The sequence below is a fragment of the Corynebacterium sp. LaCa78 genome (assembly GCF_046717505.1).
Lineage (GTDB): Bacteria > Actinomycetota > Actinomycetes > Mycobacteriales > Mycobacteriaceae > Corynebacterium.
The window spans coordinates 1,084,550-1,102,738 of sequence record NZ_CP177112.1; the positions used below are offsets into that span (position 1 = coordinate 1,084,550).

Below are 18,189 nucleotides of genomic sequence, written 5' to 3' on the forward strand. Positions count from 1 at the left end.
GTCGCGTTCACGTGGAAGGAGTGATGGTGGTGACGGATTACCGTGCCATCATGTTTGCCTTGGTTGCCGGGAATCGTTCCTGGAACCAGATTCGAGCCGATTTAGGGGTCTCGAAGTCGACGATTGATAAGGCCAGTCGCGTTGTAAGGGACCATCGACTCGATGCTCGTGGGATTGCTGGATTGTCGAATGCCCAGTTAGAGGAGCTATTTCCGGATAACCGGCGTCGCAACGATGCGGAGTTCCTCGCACCGGATTTCAAAAAGGTTGCTGAGCGGATGGTCTCTGGCAAGCGCGTGACGTTGAAAGTCGCGCACGCCAAGTACCTGGAGTTCCCTGTTGGTACTGGTCAGCGTCATTATTCGTATCGACAGTACTGTTCGCTGTTTGAGCATTATGTCGATGTTCATCAGCTGTCAGCGCAACTGAATCACGATCCCGGTGACGAGCTCATGGTGGACTGGTCGGGCGATGGAATGGTCGTTGTGGATCCTGTCTCAGGCCAGCGGGTTACCGCGCACTTGTTTGTAGCTTCATTGCCGCACTCAGGGATGATGCATGTATCGGCGTGGCCGGATCAAAAAATGCGGTCGTGGCTTTTAGCCCACCGTGCGGCTTTGGAGTATTTCGGTGGTTGTCCGCTGCGGTTGATCCCGGATAACGCGCTCACAGCCACGCAACAGATTTCCTGTGGGCTGCGGGGGCGTATCCCGGTTGCGGAGTATTCTACATTTGCCGATTTCTATCAGATAGGTATTACTGCGGCGAAAGGCTACCGGCCGCGGTATAAGGCGAATGTTGAAAAGGCCGTGGATATTGCCCAGCAATGGTGCGTGGAATACCTCGACGACCAGGAGTTCTACAGTTTCGACATGCTCAATAAGGCCCTCGAGGACCAAAGCGATTTCATCAACGATCGCCGTCCCTTCCGCGGGCAGGATATCTCTCGTCGCCAGTTGTTTGAAGACCATGAGCAACAGCTGCTGCGCCCATTGCCCGACCGGCGGTGGTCGTGGTCGCGGTGGAAGAAGTCCAAGGTCGCAATGAACTACCACATCCGGATCGCCAATCACTGGTATTCAGTGCCGTGGAAGCTAGCGGGCAAGTTCGTCGACGTGCAACTTTTTGATGACTATCTGGATGTCTTCTACGACGGTGAGATTGTTGCTTCACATCGTATTGCCCCTGCTAATTATGGCTACTCCACCTTGGATGAGCATGTCCCCGACAACCATAAGGACTTAAACACCCAGTGGAACCGGCAACGCTTGGAAGACTGGGCGAAAAGTATTGGGACCGCGACAGCACAGCTCATCGGCCAGATGTTTAACGCTCGTAAAGTCGAAGCCCAAGCATATTCTAGCGTTCTGGGCGTACTGAACCTATCGAAGGATTACTCCCGAATCGAACTCGAACAAGCCTGTGGTCAGCTGTTATCGCGCAAAGCAGTCCCCAGCGTCAACAAAGTAGCCCAAGAGCTCAAGGATCTAAAACAGGCCGCAGCACAGGCGTATTTGCCCACCGATGTACCACTGTCGACGGCCATCGACACTACGCGTGCGCACCGCCAACAGCCCACGGCGGACACGCCGGACTCTGTGTCGCATGTACGCGGGGCCGGGGCGTTTGCCTTCACTGATAAAGAATGGAAGGTATAGCCATGGCTCTTACCGATGAAGACTTCGAACTGCTCGGTTCTCTTCGCGGGATGCGTGTGTTTGCCACGACGCTGCAGGAGATCGTCAACGATCCCAGTCGTGACTTGGACTCCTTTGAAGACAAGATCAAAGAAGCTCTCGATGCTCAGGTAGCTGCACGTGATTCGAAAGTAATCGAAAAACTCGTCAAAGCCGCCAAGCTACCCAACGCGCTTGCGGCTTTGGAACGCTTTGAAGCACACAGCAACCGAGGGATCACTCCAGACCGTATTGAGCGGTTAGCTACCTGCGACTGGATTACCTACGGCAGAGATCTAACCATCGTGGGAGCTACCGGCACCGGCAAAAGCTTCCTCGCCCAAGGCCTAGCCGTGGCTGCGTGCCGGCATAAACTAACCGCACGCTACTTTAGACTCGCCGACTTAGCCGACGAGTTCGACGCCACAGCCGACGCTGCCTATGAGCGCAAAGCCCTCCTTGAGGAACTGACAAAGCCGGCTGTGTTGGTCATCGACGACTTCCTGGCCACGGACGTATCTGCCTTCGCCTTAGCCCAGGTATTCAACCTCCTGGTCAAGCGGGAGCATTCCTCAACCGTCATCGTCAGCCAGCACGAGCCGGAATACTGGTACAGCGTCTTTAGTGAAAACGCGATCGCCGACGCTGTCCTATCCCGACTTGCAAACAACGGCAGCAAACTCACCCTCATCGGTGAAGACATGCGCACCCGTGACGACTTCCAAGAAGAAAGGGGAACACTTAGCAAACAGCTCAAGCAACGTCAACGGTCCAAACGATAAGCGGGGGTAAAACCGGCTACCGGGCGGCTACCGCCACCCCGGTACCTGGTACCGCCTTACCGGTCCCTAAAACAAGCCCGCGTCAGTAGGCGAAGACCGGGATGATAAGCGTGAGCCAGACCCAGTGATGGGACCAAGAAACAGGGGAGATGAGCAGGACGGTGAGGGCGGTGACCAATTGGGCATCGACAAGCAAATGCTCCTCACACAGGCGCTTGATGAGCCACGCTGCAACGACGATGACAATAAGGGAGGCCGCGATCCACGCGAAGCCTATCGTCAGGCCATTCGCCTCCATGGGTTCGATGGATGGATACATGCGCTGAATGGCGCCCTTGATGGAGCTATTGGACTGGTACTCGGTTCCCACGCCGAAGTCGCGGCCGGAGCCCATGTCGAGCAGTGTGGAGCTGAAGAACTCCACGAAAGCCTCCCAGCGGAAGGCGGCGGCAAGAAGGGTGGCCGCTACGGCGGAGAAAAGTGCGGTCGCAATCTGCTTCCATTCCTTGCGCACAAGGAAGTAGAGCAGCATCGCCAGAGGGGTTATCTTGATGGCGGCCGCCACGCCGACGAGGATTCCCTGCGGCAGGAATCGCTTGCGCGGAACGAGGTCGAAGATAACAAGCGCCATGACCACTATATTGATTTGGGCATAGTTGTTATTGAGGTCGACCGGCTCAAAGTGTAAGACAATGGCCCAGGTAATGGCGGTTACGGGCAAGAGGAATTCTGGCTTTTTGAGCACCGCCCTGAAAACGAAGTAGAGGCACACGAGCACTAGGAGATCCGAAAGGATCACCATGATATTGCCGGCCAGGGTGTGGTCGATGGCGTCAAAGGCCGTCAACGGCACCATCGCTAAGGCGCCAAAGGGCGGATAAATGAAGGGCAGCTGAATATCGCCGGCGGGCATCGGCGCGCTATAGACGGAGCGGTGCTCGAGGAAGGCCTTGACTCCCTCGCGGTAGACCACCATATCGATGGGGAAGTCTGTGATGCGGGTGTCTTCAACGACCTTCCGAGCGCCGAAAAGGAACCCCAGCAGGGCCACGGTATATCGGAATAACGGGGTACGAGCGAATTTCATCGCGGTACAAGTTACGCGATTTTTAACTACAGAGCTCGCACCCCACCGAGGTCACAGTGATTTAGCAGCCAATTGTGCTAGTTCACAAAGCCGTCTACCACGCGCACCGCGCCGCGGTCCGCGGAGGTCGCCATCGCGGCATAGGCGCGCAGCGCCTTGGTAATCGGGCGGTTGCGGTCCACCGGCGTCCATGGCTTTTCGCGTTGTTCTTGCGCGGCGCGGCGGCGCTCCAGAACATCATCGTCCACGTCGAGCGTGAGCTCGCGCTCGTGGATATTGATGGAAATGGTATCGCCGTTCTCAATGAGCCCGATAAGCCCCTGGTGGGCGGCCTCAGGAGAAATGTGGCCGATGGAGAGCCCGGAGGTGCCGCCGGAGAAGCGGCCGTCGGTAATCAAGGCGCAGGCCTTGCCTAAACCTGCGCCCTTGAGGAAGGACGTCGGGTGGAGCATCTCCTGCATGCCGGGGCCACCGGAGGGGCCCTCGTAGCGAATGACGACGACATCGCCTGGCTGGACTTCTTTATTCAAGATGATGGACACGGCCTGCTCTTGGGACTCCACCACGCGGGCTGGGCCAGAGAAGGTCCACAGCTCTTCTTCCACGCCGGCTGCCTTGACGATGGCCCCGTCTGGCGCCAGGTTGCCGCGCAGGACCACCAGGCCGCCGTCGGAAGAAAAGGCGTGGTCGGCATCATGAATGCAGCCATTGACCGCGTCAGTATCTAGTTCATCCCACCGGTTGGACTGGGAGAATGGCTCCGTCGTGCGCACGCCACCGGGAGCGGCGTAGTACAGCTCGCGGGCCTGATCGGTTACGCGGGGATTGCGGATATCCCAATCATCGAGCCACTGCTCCGCATTGTCATAGAGGGCGGTGTGCACCTTGAGGTTGAGGTGGCCCGCGCGGCGCAGCTCGCCCAAAATGGCCGGAATGCCGCCGGCGCGGTGCACATCCTCGATGTGATAGGTGCCGTTGGGCGCAACCTTGGACAGGCAAGGCACGCGGTAGGAGATGTCATTAATATCATCCAGCGTGAAGTCCACTTCGCCCTCCTGCGCTGCGGCGAGGGTGTGCAGGATGGTGTTGGTGGATCCGCCCATGGCCATATCGAGGGCCATGGCATTAGTAAAGGCTTCCTTGGTGGCGATATTGCGCGGCAGGACGGACTTGTCTTCCTCGCCGTAGTAGCGGCGGCACATATCCACGATGGTGGAGCCGGCCTTTTCAAAGAGCTCACGGCGCGCGCTGTGGGTGGCTAGGGTGGTGCCATTGCCAGGAAGCGCCAAACCGAGAGCCTCGGTCAAGCAGTTCATGGAGTTGGCCGTAAACATGCCGGAGCAGGAACCGCAGGTGGGGCAGGCGGATTCTTCGACCTGGGCCAAGCCGGAATCGCTCACGCTATCGTTTGCGGATGCGGTGATTGCGGTAATCAGGTCGGTCGGAGCATGAGCAACGCCATCGACCACGACGGCCTTGCCGGCCTCCATAGGTCCGCCGGAGACGAAGATCGTGGGGATATTCAACCGCATTGCGGCATTGAGCATGCCCGGGGTGATCTTATCGCAGTTGGAGATGCAGACGAGGGCATCGGCAGTATGCGCATTGGCCATGTACTCGATGGAATCGGAGATGATTTCGCGCGAGGGCAAAGAGTACAGCATGCCGCTATGCCCCATGGCAATGCCGTCGTCCACGGCAATGGTATTGAACTCCTTGGGCACGCCACCGGCTTCGCGGACGGCATCGGCGACGATATCACCGACATTTTTCAGGTGCACGTGGCCGGGGACGAACTGCGTATAAGAGTTGGCGATGGCGACAATCGGCTTGCCAAAGTCATTTTCTTTGGTACCGGTAGCGCGCCACAAGGCACGCGCACCGGAGGCTTGACGTCCGACGGTGGTTACTTTAGAGCGCAGTGGGAACATGGTTTAAGTCACCATTCCTTTTAGATTGGTCAATGGGGGGAGGAGAAAGTAGATTTAGTTTTCTGCCGAATCTTTAAGCTCGGGGTGTTTTTCTAGGTATGCAGCATATTCCTCTTTGCTTAGGAGGATCTGCTGACCGTCGCGGTGCACGATGACGACCTTGTCATCGGCTGCCTCGCGGCCTTGAGTGAGGGCATCGGGAATGCGCCCGCGGGATGCCTGCGCCAGGCGGGGCAGTGAGTTGAAGGTTACGCCAGGCAGGTTGTGTTTCGCACCATTTTTAGTCTGCGCGAAGGCCCGGGCGCGCTGGAAGCCAATCCCGGCGAAATCATCCCATGCGATAGAAACGTTCTTCCGGAACGCATACGAAATGGAAATGCCTTTCTCAGAGACCCGTGTGCGGGCCTTGAGGACCCACCAGAGGCCGATAACGGGGATAATCAGCAGCCACCCCAGGTATTTGGGCGCCCAGCCAATGCTTAATAAGGCGATCGTGGACAGAATTAAAATGCCCAAGATGTGGTCGCGGGAAGGGGTGAAGACCTCTGCCTGGGTGGTGGACTGACGAGGTTGTTTGTCCTGTGCTGGTGGGGTCATAGTCAGCCAGCCTAATTGACCATGTGGTGGGGAAGCGAACCATTTTTCCACCGCGTTTCAACATATGGGAAAGTTTTCCCAAAAGGGGGTAATCGCTTCCAGATATAATTCTATCGGTATATAGTTGGAAATATGATCATTATTCGACTTCAGGTGGTACGAGCGCGGCGGTGACCGCGACGTTTCCTGAACGTCGACGCTTTCGCCCCCGCAGACCACCGGCCCGCGGGGGCTTTAGTTGTAACTAGGGCGTTTTCGATGATCAGTTTCCATGACAGACCAAACCAAGGAGCACATACACCGTGGTAACGACATCCTCGCCCACGCCTGCTTCCGCGGCCGCTGCAACTTCTGCTGCGTCTGCGGAGCGAATGAGTGGGGCTCATGCTATTGTCCGCACGCTGGAAGATCTGGGCACCGATCTCGTATTCGGTATTCCCGGCGGTGCCGTGCTTCCGCTCTACGATGCACTGCATGGTTCAACGAAGCTTCGCCATGTGCTAACCCGCCATGAACAAGGCGCCGGCCACGCCGCCGAGGGCTATGCGCAGGCTTCCGGAAAGGTGGGCGTGTGCATCGCTACCTCCGGTCCTGGTGCGACCAACCTGGTTACCGCGCTTGCCGATGCCAACCTGGACTCCGTTCCCATCGTCGCCATCACCGGCCAGGTGGGCAGCAACCTTTTGGGCACCGATGCCTTCCAAGAGGCCGATATCCGCGGTGTCACCATGCCCATTACCAAGCACAACTACATCGTGACGGATCCCGCCGAGATCCCTTCTGCAATTTCGGCTGCCTTCCACTTGGCTTCCACCGGCCGCCCCGGTCCGGTGCTCGTGGATATCCCGAAGGACGTGCAAAACGGCTTTGTAGATTATCGCTTCCCGGAAACGCTTGACCTGCAGGGATACAAGCCAGTCACCAAGCCACACCACCGGCAGGTGGCCCAGGCCGTGGAATTGATGTCGCAAGCGGAAAAGCCCGTGCTCTACGTCGGCGGCGGAGTCGTTAAAGCTAATGCCTCCCAAGAGTTGCTGGAGTTTGCGGAACTCACGAATATCCCTGTGGTTACCACCTTGATGGCGCTGGGGACCTTTCCGGACTCCCACCCGCTGCACCTGGGAATGCCGGGCATGCACGGCACGGTCCCAGCCGTCGCGGCGATGCAGCGCGCCGATCTCATCATTGCCATCGGTGCCCGCTTCGATGATCGCGTGACCGGCGATACCTCAACATTCGCACCCAATGCGAAGGTCGTCCACGCCGATATTGACCCAGCTGAGATTGGCAAGATCCGGGAAGTTACGGTCCCCATCGTCGGCGATGCCAAAAAGTGCTTGACCGCGTTGAGTAAGGAGTACCGCAAGAAGGATGTACAGCCGGCCGCCGAGGTGAAACAGTGGCATGATTACCTGCGCGGCATGCAGCAGCGTTTCCCGCGCGGTTATGAGCCCACCGATGATGGCCTGCTGAACCCGCAATTCGTCTTGGAAAAGCTCAGTGAGACCGTGGGGCCGGAAGCTATCTACTGTGCGGGCGTGGGCCAGCACCAGATGTGGTCCGCGCAGTTCTTGGACTTTGAACACCCGCGTTCGTGGATCAACTCCGGTGGTGCTGGAACCATGGGCTATGCCGTTCCCGCTGCCTTGGGTGCAAAGGCAGCGCGCCCAGATAAGGAAGTCTGGGCCATCGATGGTGATGGCTGCTTCCAAATGACCAACCAGGAACTTACCACCGCCGCCGTGGAAGGCTTCCCGTTTAAGGTTGCCGTCATTAATAACGGAAACCTTGGAATGGTCCGGCAATGGCAGACGCTGTTTTATGACCAGCACTATTCGCACACCAAGCTGCGCGAAGAAAACGCCTTCACCCCGGACTTCGTCCGTTTGGCCGAGGCACTCGGTTGTGAAGCCATCCGGGTCACGAGCGAAGAAGAAGTCGTTCCGGCCATTAAGCGCGCGCAGGAAATTAACGATAAGCCAGTTGTCATTGACTTCATCGTCGGCCAAGATGCGCAGGTGTGGCCGATGATCGGTGGAGGTGCCTCCAATGAGGAAATCCAATACGCCCGCGGCCTGCGCCCGCTTTTTGATGAAGCTGAATCCGCCGCGGAAACCCCGGCTGAGATTGACGAAACCATCCAGGAGGCATAAACCATGACGCAAAACGAGGTAACTCGGCATACCTTATCGGTATTAGTTGAGGATGTAGAAAGCATCATCGCCCGCGTGGTGGGAATGTTTAGCCGCCGTGGCTACAGCCTGGTGTCCTTGGTCTCCGCGCACACGGAAACCCCCGGAATTAACCGGCTGACCATCGTTGTGGATGCCTCTGAGGTGATCATTGAGCAGGTAACGAAGCAGCTCAATAAGCTCATTCCGGTCATCAAGGTCGTGGAACTTAAAGAAGATTCCACCGTTGCTCGCGCCATCATGCTGGTGAAGGTATCGGCCGATAATTCCAACCGCGCGCAGGTGGTGGATGCGGTAAATATCTTCCGCGCCCGCGTGGTGGACGTGGCAAAGGAATCGGTTGTCGTGGAGGCTACCGGTACGCCGGGCAAGCTCGCGGCGCTGCTTGAAGTTCTCGAGCCCTTCGGGATTCGTGAACTCGTGCAATCGGGCCACGTAGCCTTGGGGCGCGGCCCGAAGGCGACAGCTCCCAAAAAGTAAATAAAATCTCACGATGTGAACACAATGTCTCGCGCAGTGGTATATACTCTGCGTTAGGACGCTTCATTACAGCTTCTCCTACCAAAGAATTGAGGATTTGAAATGGCTATTGATACCTACTACGACGACGATGCTGACCTGTCGATCATCCAGGGCCGCAAGGTAGCTGTTATCGGCTACGGCTCCCAGGGTCACGCCCACTCCCAGAACCTGCGCGATTCCGGCGTTGAGGTTGTTATCGGTCTGCGCGAGGGCTCTAAGTCCGCAGCCAAGGCGGAAGAGGCTGGCTTCGAAGTCAAGTCCGTCGCGGAGGCATCCAAGTGGGCCGACGTCGTTATGCTCTTGGCGCCGGATACCTCCCAGAAGGAGATCTTCGAAGAGCACATTGCCCCGAACCTGGAAGACGGCAATGCACTGCTATTCGGTCACGGACTGAATATCCACTTCAAGCTGATTGAGCCGGCTGCGTCCGTCACCGTCGGTATGGTTGCGCCAAAGGGTCCGGGCCACTTGGTCCGCCGCCAGTTCGTTGACGGCAAGGGCGTTCCTTGCTTGATTGCCACCGAGCAGGACCCGAAGAACGAGGGCCATGACCTGACCTTGTCCTATGCCGCTGCGATCGGTGGCGCCCGCGCCGGCGTTATCCCCACCACCTTCGAGGCAGAGACGGTCACCGACCTCTTTGGTGAGCAGGCCGTCCTGTGTGGTGGCGTCGAGTTGCTCATCCGCAATGGCTTTGAGGTCCTCACCGAGGCCGGCTACGAGCCAGAGATGGCTTATTTCGAGGTCCTGCACGAGATGAAGCTCATCGTGGACCTGATGTTCGAGGGCGGCATTGCCAACATGAACTACTCGGTTTCTGATACCGCCGAGTTCGGTGGCTACATCTCCGGCCCGCGCATCATCAACGCTGATACCAAGCAGCGCATGAAGGATGTCCTGTCCGATATCCAGGACGGCACCTTCACCAAGCGGCTGCTCGCCAACGTTGAAGGCGGCAACAAGGAACTGGAAGACCTGCGCGAGGAATTTGCACAGCACGAGATCGAAAAGACCGGCACCAAGCTGCGCGATCTCATGAGCTGGGTAAAGAATCCTTTGGACGCTACTGCCTAGGCAATAGCTGAAGCCAGTGCGGCCCGCGGGAGGTTCCCGGCGGGCCGCTTTTGCGGTTTGGCTACGTGCTATCCCAGCACTTAAGTCCGTGAGGTATCGCAGAGGTGTTGCGGGTAGTATTGGCCCTATGGGTTTTACGACGCCAAGCTATGATCTCAAGGATCTTTTTTCGCGGATTGACCGGGGCGATATCCAGCTTCCAGATTTCCAGCGCAGCTATGCCTGGGATGAAGACCGCATCCGCTCACTTATCGTTACGGTCCTGCGTGGTTATCCCATCGGCGCACTGATGGCCCTGGATATCCGCAATGAAAAGATGCGTTTCCGCCCCCGAGTGTTGGCGGGTGCGCCCGAGGCTGGCGTCGAGCCTGGGCTGCTCCTTTTGGACGGCCAACAGCGCCTTACCTCCCTTTATCACTGCTTTAACGGCGAGGGTTTTGTCAAGACCACCGACTTCCGGAAAAAGAAGGTTCGCCGCCGCTTTTTCATTGACGTCCGGGCCGCGGTAAGCGGGGACTTGCTTGCCGATGACGCCATTTTCGCCGTCGACCAGAACGGCGAGATCTGTTCGCACTTCGGCCCCGATATTGATGGGGCTATCACCTGCCGCCAGGATGGCCTGGATAATATGTGCATCCCTGTGGCCTCGCTACTCAGCGAGGAAGGCACCAGCATGCTTTTCGAGCTCGCCGCCACACACGAGCGGTACAGCGCCGAGCTCGCTGCGTTCAATAACCGCATCGTGCGTCCCTTGGCAGGCTATGACATCCCGATGATCCGGCTATCCCGCGAAACGGAGCGGGCCGGAATCGGTTCCATCTTTGCCCAGGCGAATTCCGCCGGCCTGCAGATGGATGTCTTCGATCTCTTAACCGCCGTCTTTGCTTCTGAAGATCCCACCTTCCACCTTGCCAACGATTGGCAGCAGGTGGAAAAGGACCTGCGGGATTCTCCCGCGCTCGATGGCATCGGACGCAATGAATTCCTCTCCGCAGTATCCCTCTTGGTCACAGGGGAGAAGGGCAATGCCGGCGGCCAGCGCGAAGATATTTTGAAGCTGTCCCTATGCGAGTACAAGGCGGCCGCGCACGACCTGCGCATCACCTTCCACGAGGTCGCCGAATTCTTGGCGCAGCGCCGTATTTTAAGCCTGGATCAGGTTCCTTATACGGAACAGATCGTGCCGCTGGCGGTTATCATCGCGCGCTTGGCCAAGCGGCCTGGGGCGCTTTCTAGCCAGCAGGCATGGGATCGCATCGACCAGTGGTTCTGGTGTGGCGTCTTTGGTGAGCTCTATGGCTCTTCCGCGGTGCCGCTGCGCGCCGCCCGCGACGTGGATGAAGTGACCGAGTGGGTGGCCGGGGCCACCGATGACGTTCCCAAAACGGTCGCAGATGCAGGATTCCGGGAATCCCGCCTGCTCTCGGTCGATGAAAACGATGGCGTTTGGCACGGAATCTACGCCTTACTCATGGCTCGTGGCGCGAAGGACTGGCGGACGGGCAGCGAGTTTACTCGCCATACCTTTGAAGAGCTCAAGCCTGGATTTTTCCCAGTATTCCCACTGAATTGGTGCCAGCGCCACGGGGTGGATTCGGTCTTGGCGCAGTCGGTTATGAACTTTACCCCGATGGGCAAACGCACAGAGGTCGTCCTCGATGGATTCGCACCGAATCGCTACCTGCCACGCGTGCAATCCAAGTCCATCATGGAAGACGAGGAATTTGATACCGTCTTGGCGTCGCACGACCTCGATGTCGCTAACTTAAGGGAATCGAAGATTCAGGAATTCTTGGCGGATCGGCGCCATCGTTTTGTGAACCTGGTGGAAGAAACCTTGGGCATTCCCGTCATTCGAGATGTCGATGAAGCAAACCTGGCCGGCGGTGAAGAGGGGCCACATGCATTTGGCCGCTAAGAGGTTCCGGGCGGCTGCAGCGGTTATCGCAGCCTCCCTTGTACTTGTCGGCTGCGGCGATGCCTTGCAGGAGCCCAAACTGGTAAAGCGTGGGCTGTCGGATCTCTCCGAGTCCGACGTTGAGCTTGAGCGCGCCAAGTCAGAGAATCAAAACCGCCTTATCGATCCCAAATTCGCTGGCAAGTTTGAAATCATCGATGATCCTAGCGGCATTGACGCTGCGCGGACTTTTTTCGAGGATTCTGACTCGATGGTGCTCTTTGCACCCGATGCTAAATCCGAACTGCGCGCGGCGACGTTGGCTATTAACCAGCACCTGCCGGCCGTGGAATACGATCGCTCGCGCCGCGGTGACATCCTCAACCTGGTAGGTGACTTGGAAGTAAAACGACTCGTCATCATTGGCGATATTCCATGGACACAATCCAGCGGTGATTTCACTGTCATCAAGGACCCGGGAACGCACGAAGCGTTGGGAGATTTCACGGCATTCCAATATGAGTCCAAGGTGGTCGCCTCGCCGAAACAAATGGTCAAGGACATCGCGCGGCTGGATAAAACACCTTACGTTGAGTTGCGCCCTGCCTGGATTCCTTATGAGGGTGAGCCCGACGACGATGGTAAAAAGTTATCGCCCGTTCCGGCACAGTCGCGGCGCGATGGCCAGATGGCGCCCAATATTGTGGCCACGGCGGATAGCCCGGTAGCCAATGTCATTACGGCCGCGGCCTATGGTGGCTCGGTATTGGTGATGCCGACGGCAGATCCGCTGGAAGATAAGCGGAGTATGGCCATGGTGGCGGGGCTGGACGAGGGTTCACTGATTGCTTTGGGCCCGGAATTCGGTCAAGTGAAAGAATTTAAGGAAAAAATAAGGCAGGGCACCCCAAACTGAACTACACTTCCTTCACACGCGGTGATTTTCGCGTAATGCACAACGAATTGAAACGAAGGATGATATGTCGAAGCCGGTAGTTCTTATCGCCGATAAATTGGCCCAATCCACAGTGACGGCTTTGGGGGATTCTGTCGAGGTGCGCTGGGTAGATGGCCCGAACCGCGAGGAATTGCTTGCTGCGGTTCCAGAAGCAGATGCGCTGCTCGTGCGCTCTGCCACCACGGTCGACGCTGAAGTTCTAGAAGCCGCGCCCAAGCTTAAGATTGTGGGTCGCGCGGGCGTGGGACTCGATAACGTGGATATTGACACCGCCACCAACAAAGGCGTCATGGTGGTCAACGCTCCTACCTCCAATATCCACTCTGCGTGCGAGCAGGCGATTGCCTTGCTTTTGGCCACTGCCCGCCAGATTCCAGCGGCGGATCAGTCCTTGCGCGAGGGCGAGTGGAAGCGCTCTTCCTTCAAGGGCGTGGAGGTCTACGGCAAGACTATTGGTATCGTCGGCTTCGGCCACATCGGTCAGCTTTTTGCACAGCGGTTGAGCGCCTTTGAAACGAAGATTATTGCCTACGATCCTTATGCCAATCCGGCGCGTGCGGCAGCGCTTGGCGTGGAATTGGTCGAGCTTGAAGAGCTGATGGCGCAGGCAGACTTTGTCACCATTCACCTGCCCAAGACGCCCGAGACTGCCGGAATGTTCGATGCGGAGCTTTTGGCCAAGGCAAAGGAAGGCCAGATTCTGATCAACGCCGCCCGCGGCGGCCTCGTAGATGAGCAGGCCTTGGCGGATTCTATTACTTCCGGCCACCACCGCGGTGCGGGCTTTGACGTCTACTCCACGGAGCCGTGCACGGATTCCCCGTTGTTTAAGCTGCCGCAGGTCACGGTGTCGCCGCACCTGGGCGCGTCCACCGTGGAGGCACAGGATCGCGCGGGTACCGATGTCGCCGCATCTGTGCTCAAGGCTCTGGCCGGCGAGTTTGTTCCCGATGCGGTCAACGTCTCCGGCGGCACGGTGGGCGAAGAGGTTGCCGGTTGGCTCGACCTCGCCCGCAAGCTGGGCCTTACCGCCGGGCGCCTGCTTGATCAGGCTCCCGTCGCCGTGGAGATCGAAGCCTGCGGCGAGCTGTCCACTGAGGATGTGGATGTGCTGGGCCTTTCCGCCGTCCGCGGCCTGTTTAGCGGTGTGACCTCGGAGCCGGTTACCTTCGTCAACGCGATGCAGATTGCTGAGAGCCGTGGGGTCGAAGTTTCGGTATCCACCAACCCAGAATCCAGGGGGCACCGTTCTTCCTTGCAGGTCAAGGTCATTAGCGCGGAAGGCGTGACCTCTTCGCTCACCGGTGCTCTCATTGGCATCGATGGCACCGAAAAGTTTGTGCGCATCAATGGCCGCGGCGTGGATATGCGGGCCGAGGGCCGCAACTTGTTCTTCCGCTATGCCGATGCCCCAGGTGCGCTTGGTACCGTGGGTACCAAGCTGGGCGCGGCGGGCATCAACATCATCGCTGCAGCCTTGACGCAGGGCAAGCAGGAAACGGATGCCGTGCTCATCTTGCGCGTGGAGTCCGAGGTACCAGATTCTCTCATCGAGGAGATCAACTCGGCCCTTGGCGCTACGTGCCAGCAATTCGACATGGATGAATAACCTCAGCGCAGGTTAGGAGAGTGGCCTAACCGCGTACTCGTGCCCGCCCATCGCGTAGATTTCTGCTGCGATGGGCGGGTTTCCTTTGGTAAGCTAAAGCCTAATCCACTATGTGAGAAAGGAATCCTATCTAATGAAATTAGCGGTTATTGGCGGCGACGGCATTGGGCCAGAAGTAACGGCGGAAGCCCTGAAGGCGCTGCGGGCGGTGCGCAGCGATATTGAAACCACCGATTATGACCTGGGCGCGCGGCGCTACCTGCGCAATGGCGAGCTTTTAACAGACGCGGACCTGGCTAGCCTGCGCGAACACGATGCCATTTTGCTGGGCGCCATCGGCGCACCCGGCGAGGTCCCCCCGGGCGTCCTGGAGCGTGGCCTGTTATTGAAGATGCGCTTTGCGCTCGATCAGCACGTGAACCTGCGCCCCTCCATCTTGTATCCCACGGCCCACTCGCCCCTGGATAACCCGGGCGAGATTGACTTCGTCGTGGTGCGAGAAGGCACCGAGGGTCTGTACTGCGGCAATGGCGGAACGCTGCGGGAAGGAACGCCGCACGAGGTAGCCAGCGAGGTTTCGCAAAATACCCGCTTCGGGGTGGAGCGCGTGGTGCGGGACGCCTTTGAGCGGGCATCGCAGCGCCGCAATCACCTCACCCTGGTGCACAAGACGAATGTCCTCGTCAACGCCGGCGATCTGTGGCACCGCACGGTAGAAGAAGTCTCGGCAGAGTATCCGCAGGTGGAAGTGGACTATAACCACATCGATGCCGCGACGATCTACATGGTGACGGAGCCGTCCCGCTACGATGTCATCGTTACCGATAACCTCTTCGGCGATATCTTAACGGACTTAGCAGGCGCTATTACCGGCGGGATTGGGCTGGCTGCTTCGGGCAATATCGATGCTTCGGGTGTAAACCCCTCCATGTTTGAACCGGTGCACGGTTCGGCGCCCGATATCGCCGGACAAGGCATCGCGGATCCGACCGCGGCCATCTTGTCGGCAGCGATGCTCTTGCGGCAGCTGGGCGATGAAGGCAATGCGCAGAGGATTGAAAAGGCGGTGGCGGAGGACATCGCCAAGCGCGGCGATGCCCCAATCAAGACCGTTGAGGTGGGGGACCGCATCGCGGAGAGCCTGCAGGCTTAAGCGTAAGAAGTCCTTCGCATGAATGCGGTGTTGTCAGGGAACTGAATAATCTTTGCAAATTAACACCGCAAACTTTGCACACATGTAAAGGCTACCTTTTAGTAGGATGGCCGTTATGCGTTTAGGACGAATTGCACACCCAGAAGGAATTTGCTTTGCCATCATTGAAGGGCCACAAGATGCCCCGATGGAGGAGCTCGTAGCTAAAGAAATCTCCGGCACTCCATTTACCCCGCCGGAGCCCACCGGCCGGGAATGGAAGCTGGGCGAGGTGCGACTGTTGGCGCCGACCTTGCCCACCAAGGTAGTGGCGCTCGGCCGCAACTATGCCGACCACGTCGCGGAGGTATTCAAGAAGTCCTCCGATAAGCTGCCACCAACCATCTTCTTGAAGCCATCGACTGCGGTTATCGGCCCGAATGAGGCCATCAAGATTCCCGATTATGCCACCAACGTGGAATTTGAGGGTGAGCTGGCCGTGGTTATTTCCAAGCCATCGAAGAATATCCAGGCTGAAAACTGGAAAGACCACGTGCTGGGCTATACCATCTGCAACGACGTTTCCTCCCGCGACCTGCAGTTCAAGGACGGCCAGTGGGCGCGCGCCAAGGGTATTGATACCTTCTGCCCGCTGGGCCCGTGGATTGAAACGGACCTGGATAGCTTGGATCTTGATGATCAGAAGATCAATGCTTACCTGACCCACGATGGTTCCCGTGAGCACAAGCAGGATTCCAATACGGATCAGATGATCGTCAAGATGGGCGGCATCTTGGAAGAAATCTCTGCCGCCTATACCTTGCTGCCTGGCGATGTCATCACTACCGGTTCGCCAGCAGGAACCGCACCGATGGTGCCGGGCGATACCATTGAAATTGAGATCCCAGGGGTTGGTACTTTGCGCAATACCATCTCTAGGGCGCAATAGTTTCATCTCGCGTCAGCTGCCGCTGGTGAGGTATTGGTAGAAGGAGAACGGCGTGCCGGATCATTCACATCAAGGCCACCGCGGGTCCGCGCCGAGCGCGCAGGAGATGGAGGAGCGCTACCGTGCCACCGCGCAGGTGTGGTCAGGGAGCCCGAATGCCACGCTGGTGGACTATGTCAGCGACCTTCCGGCAGGTACCGCACTCGATATCGGCTGTGGGGAAGGCGCTGATGCGCAGTGGCTACAGGATCGTGGCTGGCAGGTGCTCGGCATCGATTTTGCTCCTACTGCCGTAGCGCGGACTAGGGCACGTGGAGTTGCCGCCGAGGTTGCTACCTTTGATGAATTTAGCCACGATTCTTTTGACCTGGTTACCGTTCACTACGGCAGCGTCCGTGCCACCGCAGGGGAAGTGGCGCTGTTAGAAAGACTCGTCGCCCCGGGTGGAACCTTGCTCTATGTTCACCATGATATGGAGTCAGAAGAGATTGCCATGCCGGAATGGCTGGCGGATAATCTTACCGAATTGACGGTGCAGACCCTGCGGCGATCGTCGCGCCATGTTACTAGCGGTGCCGGATCCCACCACACAAGCGACGTGGTCCTCGTGGCGAAACGGCTCTAAGCCGCACCGTTTAAAGGCTGAGCGCGCGGAGGATTGTTTGGAGCTTGGCGGTTGTTTCTTCCAGCTCGGCTTGGGCATTGGAAGCACCGACCACGCCGCCGCCGGCCCACGCGCGGGCGGAGAGGCCATCGCCGGCAACTTCCGCGCAACGGATGGCTACCATGTATTCGCCATCGCCGGAGCTATCGCACCAGCCGACGGTGCCGGCATAGAAGCCGCGGTCGGTCTCAGCGGTCTCGATAAGCGCCTGCGCCGCTTCCGTCGGCGTGCCGCAGATTGCGGGGGTGGGGTGGACTACTTCTGCCAGTTCCAGGGCGGTGAGGTCTTTATCCCGCAACGTGCCGGTGACCGGCGTGCCCAAGTGCCACATCTCATTGGTGTGTATGAGCTGCGGGGTCTCGGGGATATCGAGGCTGCTGCACAGCGGTTCTAATACAGTGCGCAGGTGTTCTACTACAAAGGAATGCTCCAGCAAATCCTTGGCGGAGTGCAAGAGGTCTTGGCTGGCAATGTGGTCTGCCGCCTTATTGGCCCGGCGCGGGGTGGAGCCGGCGAGCGGGAATGCAGACACGGTCGAGCCTTGCCGTTTGATGAGCACCTCCGGAGAGGAACCGACCAGCATGGCCCCTGGGCGGCCTGCGGGCGAGAGATCCGCAATGAAGCCATCGCGGTTGACGGAGAGATCGATAAGGCGCGCGGCCACCAGCCTGGGATCGATGGGGGAGGCAAATTCGATATCGACCGCGCGGGCGAGAACCACCTTTTCTAGCTTCGAGGTTTCGATGGTGCCGATGGCCGCCTCCACGCGGCGCAGGTGTTCTTCGGGCTCAGGGTCAAAGCCCACGACGCGGGAATTGAGGGTTTGATTGCGGTAGAACGCATGTGGTTCTAGCGGGCCGTCTTCGCGGATGATCGATTCTGGAACAGTCAGGGCGGCGGGGGTATCGGAGTCAAAGGGGATGGCGCCAACGACCATCTCGGCCTCGCCTCGGTGCAAGGCGTCAACCGCGGTTTCGGCACTGGTAAAGGTTTTCCGCGCACCTTGGGTACGGACAGACCCCGTTGCCCGGGAGAGCAAGAAATCGGGGGCGGTGCTTGGTCTGTCTTCGTGCATGGGGATCTAGCTTAGTGCCTCGTTAAAAGTTGGTAGAAATTGCC

Annotated in this window: 14 protein-coding genes and 1 pseudogene; 11 read left to right on the forward strand and 4 right to left on the reverse strand. The window is 58.4% G+C overall.

The genetic code is table 11. The features are described from left to right. Positions 1-23 precede the first annotated feature (23 nt). Both istA and ACLI1O_RS05295 read left to right on the forward strand, forming a co-directional pair. Positions 24-1,658 carry an IS21 family transposase gene (gene istA, locus ACLI1O_RS05290; RefSeq protein ID WP_239275901.1) on the forward strand — a complete coding sequence of 545 codons (1,635 nt, stop codon included), beginning with the start codon at positions 24-26 and terminating at the stop codon, positions 1,656-1,658. 2 nt (positions 1,659-1,660) lie between these two features. Further along, positions 1,661-2,458: an ATP-binding protein gene (locus tag ACLI1O_RS05295; RefSeq protein ID WP_349837246.1), complete on the forward strand. Its 798-nt coding sequence runs from the start codon at positions 1,661-1,663 to the stop codon at positions 2,456-2,458. Positions 2,459-2,543: 85 nt separating this feature from the next. Here ACLI1O_RS05295 and ACLI1O_RS05300 read toward each other — a convergent pair. The 3 genes and pseudogenes from ACLI1O_RS05300 to ACLI1O_RS05310 form a co-directional block, all read right to left on the reverse strand. Further along, a pseudogene (locus ACLI1O_RS05300) lies at positions 2,544-3,545 on the reverse strand (glycosyltransferase family 87 protein); the annotation flags it as partial. Between the two features lie 77 nt (positions 3,546-3,622). Then, on the reverse strand, positions 3,623-5,476 hold the full coding sequence (gene ilvD / locus ACLI1O_RS05305; protein ID WP_239267686.1) for a dihydroxy-acid dehydratase: 1,854 nt from the start codon (positions 5,474-5,476) through the stop codon (positions 3,623-3,625). Positions 5,477-5,530: 54 nt separating this feature from the next. After that, positions 5,531-6,073, reverse strand: a complete 543-nt coding sequence (locus tag ACLI1O_RS05310) for a PH domain-containing protein (protein WP_023026397.1) — start codon at positions 6,071-6,073, stop codon at positions 5,531-5,533. A gap of 302 nt (positions 6,074-6,375) precedes the next feature. On the opposite strand from ACLI1O_RS05310, the gene ACLI1O_RS05315 reads away from it, so the two are divergent. The 9 genes from ACLI1O_RS05315 (at position 6,376) to ACLI1O_RS05355 (ending at position 17,031) form a co-directional block, all read left to right on the forward strand. Continuing rightward, positions 6,376-8,226: an acetolactate synthase large subunit gene (locus ACLI1O_RS05315; RefSeq protein ID WP_239267684.1), complete on the forward strand. Its 1,851-nt coding sequence runs from the start codon at positions 6,376-6,378 to the stop codon at positions 8,224-8,226. Positions 8,227-8,229: 3 nt separating this feature from the next. Beyond that, positions 8,230-8,745, forward strand: a complete 516-nt coding sequence (ilvN, locus tag ACLI1O_RS05320; protein ID WP_023026400.1) for an acetolactate synthase small subunit — start codon at positions 8,230-8,232, stop codon at positions 8,743-8,745. A gap of 102 nt (positions 8,746-8,847) precedes the next feature. After that, entirely contained in the window at positions 8,848-9,861 is a 1,014-nt protein-coding gene (gene ilvC / locus ACLI1O_RS05325; protein WP_411707008.1) for a ketol-acid reductoisomerase, read from the forward strand. Between the two features lie 127 nt (positions 9,862-9,988). Then, a complete protein-coding gene (locus ACLI1O_RS05330; RefSeq protein WP_411707009.1) occupies positions 9,989-11,779 on the forward strand; it encodes a DUF262 domain-containing protein in 1,791 nt (596 codons plus the stop codon). Next, positions 11,763-12,674 (forward strand): hypothetical protein, encoded by a 912-nt coding sequence (locus tag ACLI1O_RS05335; RefSeq protein ID WP_023026406.1) that lies wholly within the window; start codon positions 11,763-11,765, stop codon positions 12,672-12,674. The genes ACLI1O_RS05330 and ACLI1O_RS05335 overlap by 17 nt, the downstream gene beginning before the upstream one ends. A 64-nt stretch (positions 12,675-12,738) precedes the next feature. Further along, positions 12,739-14,325 carry a phosphoglycerate dehydrogenase gene (gene serA, locus ACLI1O_RS05340; RefSeq protein ID WP_023026408.1) on the forward strand — a complete coding sequence of 529 codons (1,587 nt, stop codon included), beginning with the start codon at positions 12,739-12,741 and terminating at the stop codon, positions 14,323-14,325. A 133-nt stretch (positions 14,326-14,458) separates the two neighbouring features. Beyond that, positions 14,459-15,478, forward strand: coding sequence for a 3-isopropylmalate dehydrogenase (locus ACLI1O_RS05345; protein WP_411707010.1), 1,020 nt, complete (start codon positions 14,459-14,461; stop codon positions 15,476-15,478). A 115-nt stretch (positions 15,479-15,593) separates the two neighbouring features. Then, positions 15,594-16,406: a fumarylacetoacetate hydrolase family protein gene (locus tag ACLI1O_RS05350; protein ID WP_411707011.1), complete on the forward strand. Its 813-nt coding sequence runs from the start codon at positions 15,594-15,596 to the stop codon at positions 16,404-16,406. 106 nt (positions 16,407-16,512) lie between these two features. Beyond that, positions 16,513-17,031, forward strand: a complete 519-nt coding sequence (locus tag ACLI1O_RS05355; protein ID WP_255716810.1) for a class I SAM-dependent methyltransferase — start codon at positions 16,513-16,515, stop codon at positions 17,029-17,031. A 10-nt stretch (positions 17,032-17,041) separates the two neighbouring features. Here ACLI1O_RS05355 and ACLI1O_RS05360 read toward each other — a convergent pair whose 3' ends face one another. Continuing rightward, on the reverse strand, positions 17,042-18,145 hold the full coding sequence (locus tag ACLI1O_RS05360; protein WP_239267674.1) for an isochorismate synthase MenF: 1,104 nt from the start codon (positions 18,143-18,145) through the stop codon (positions 17,042-17,044). Positions 18,146-18,189: the final 44 nt, after the last annotated feature.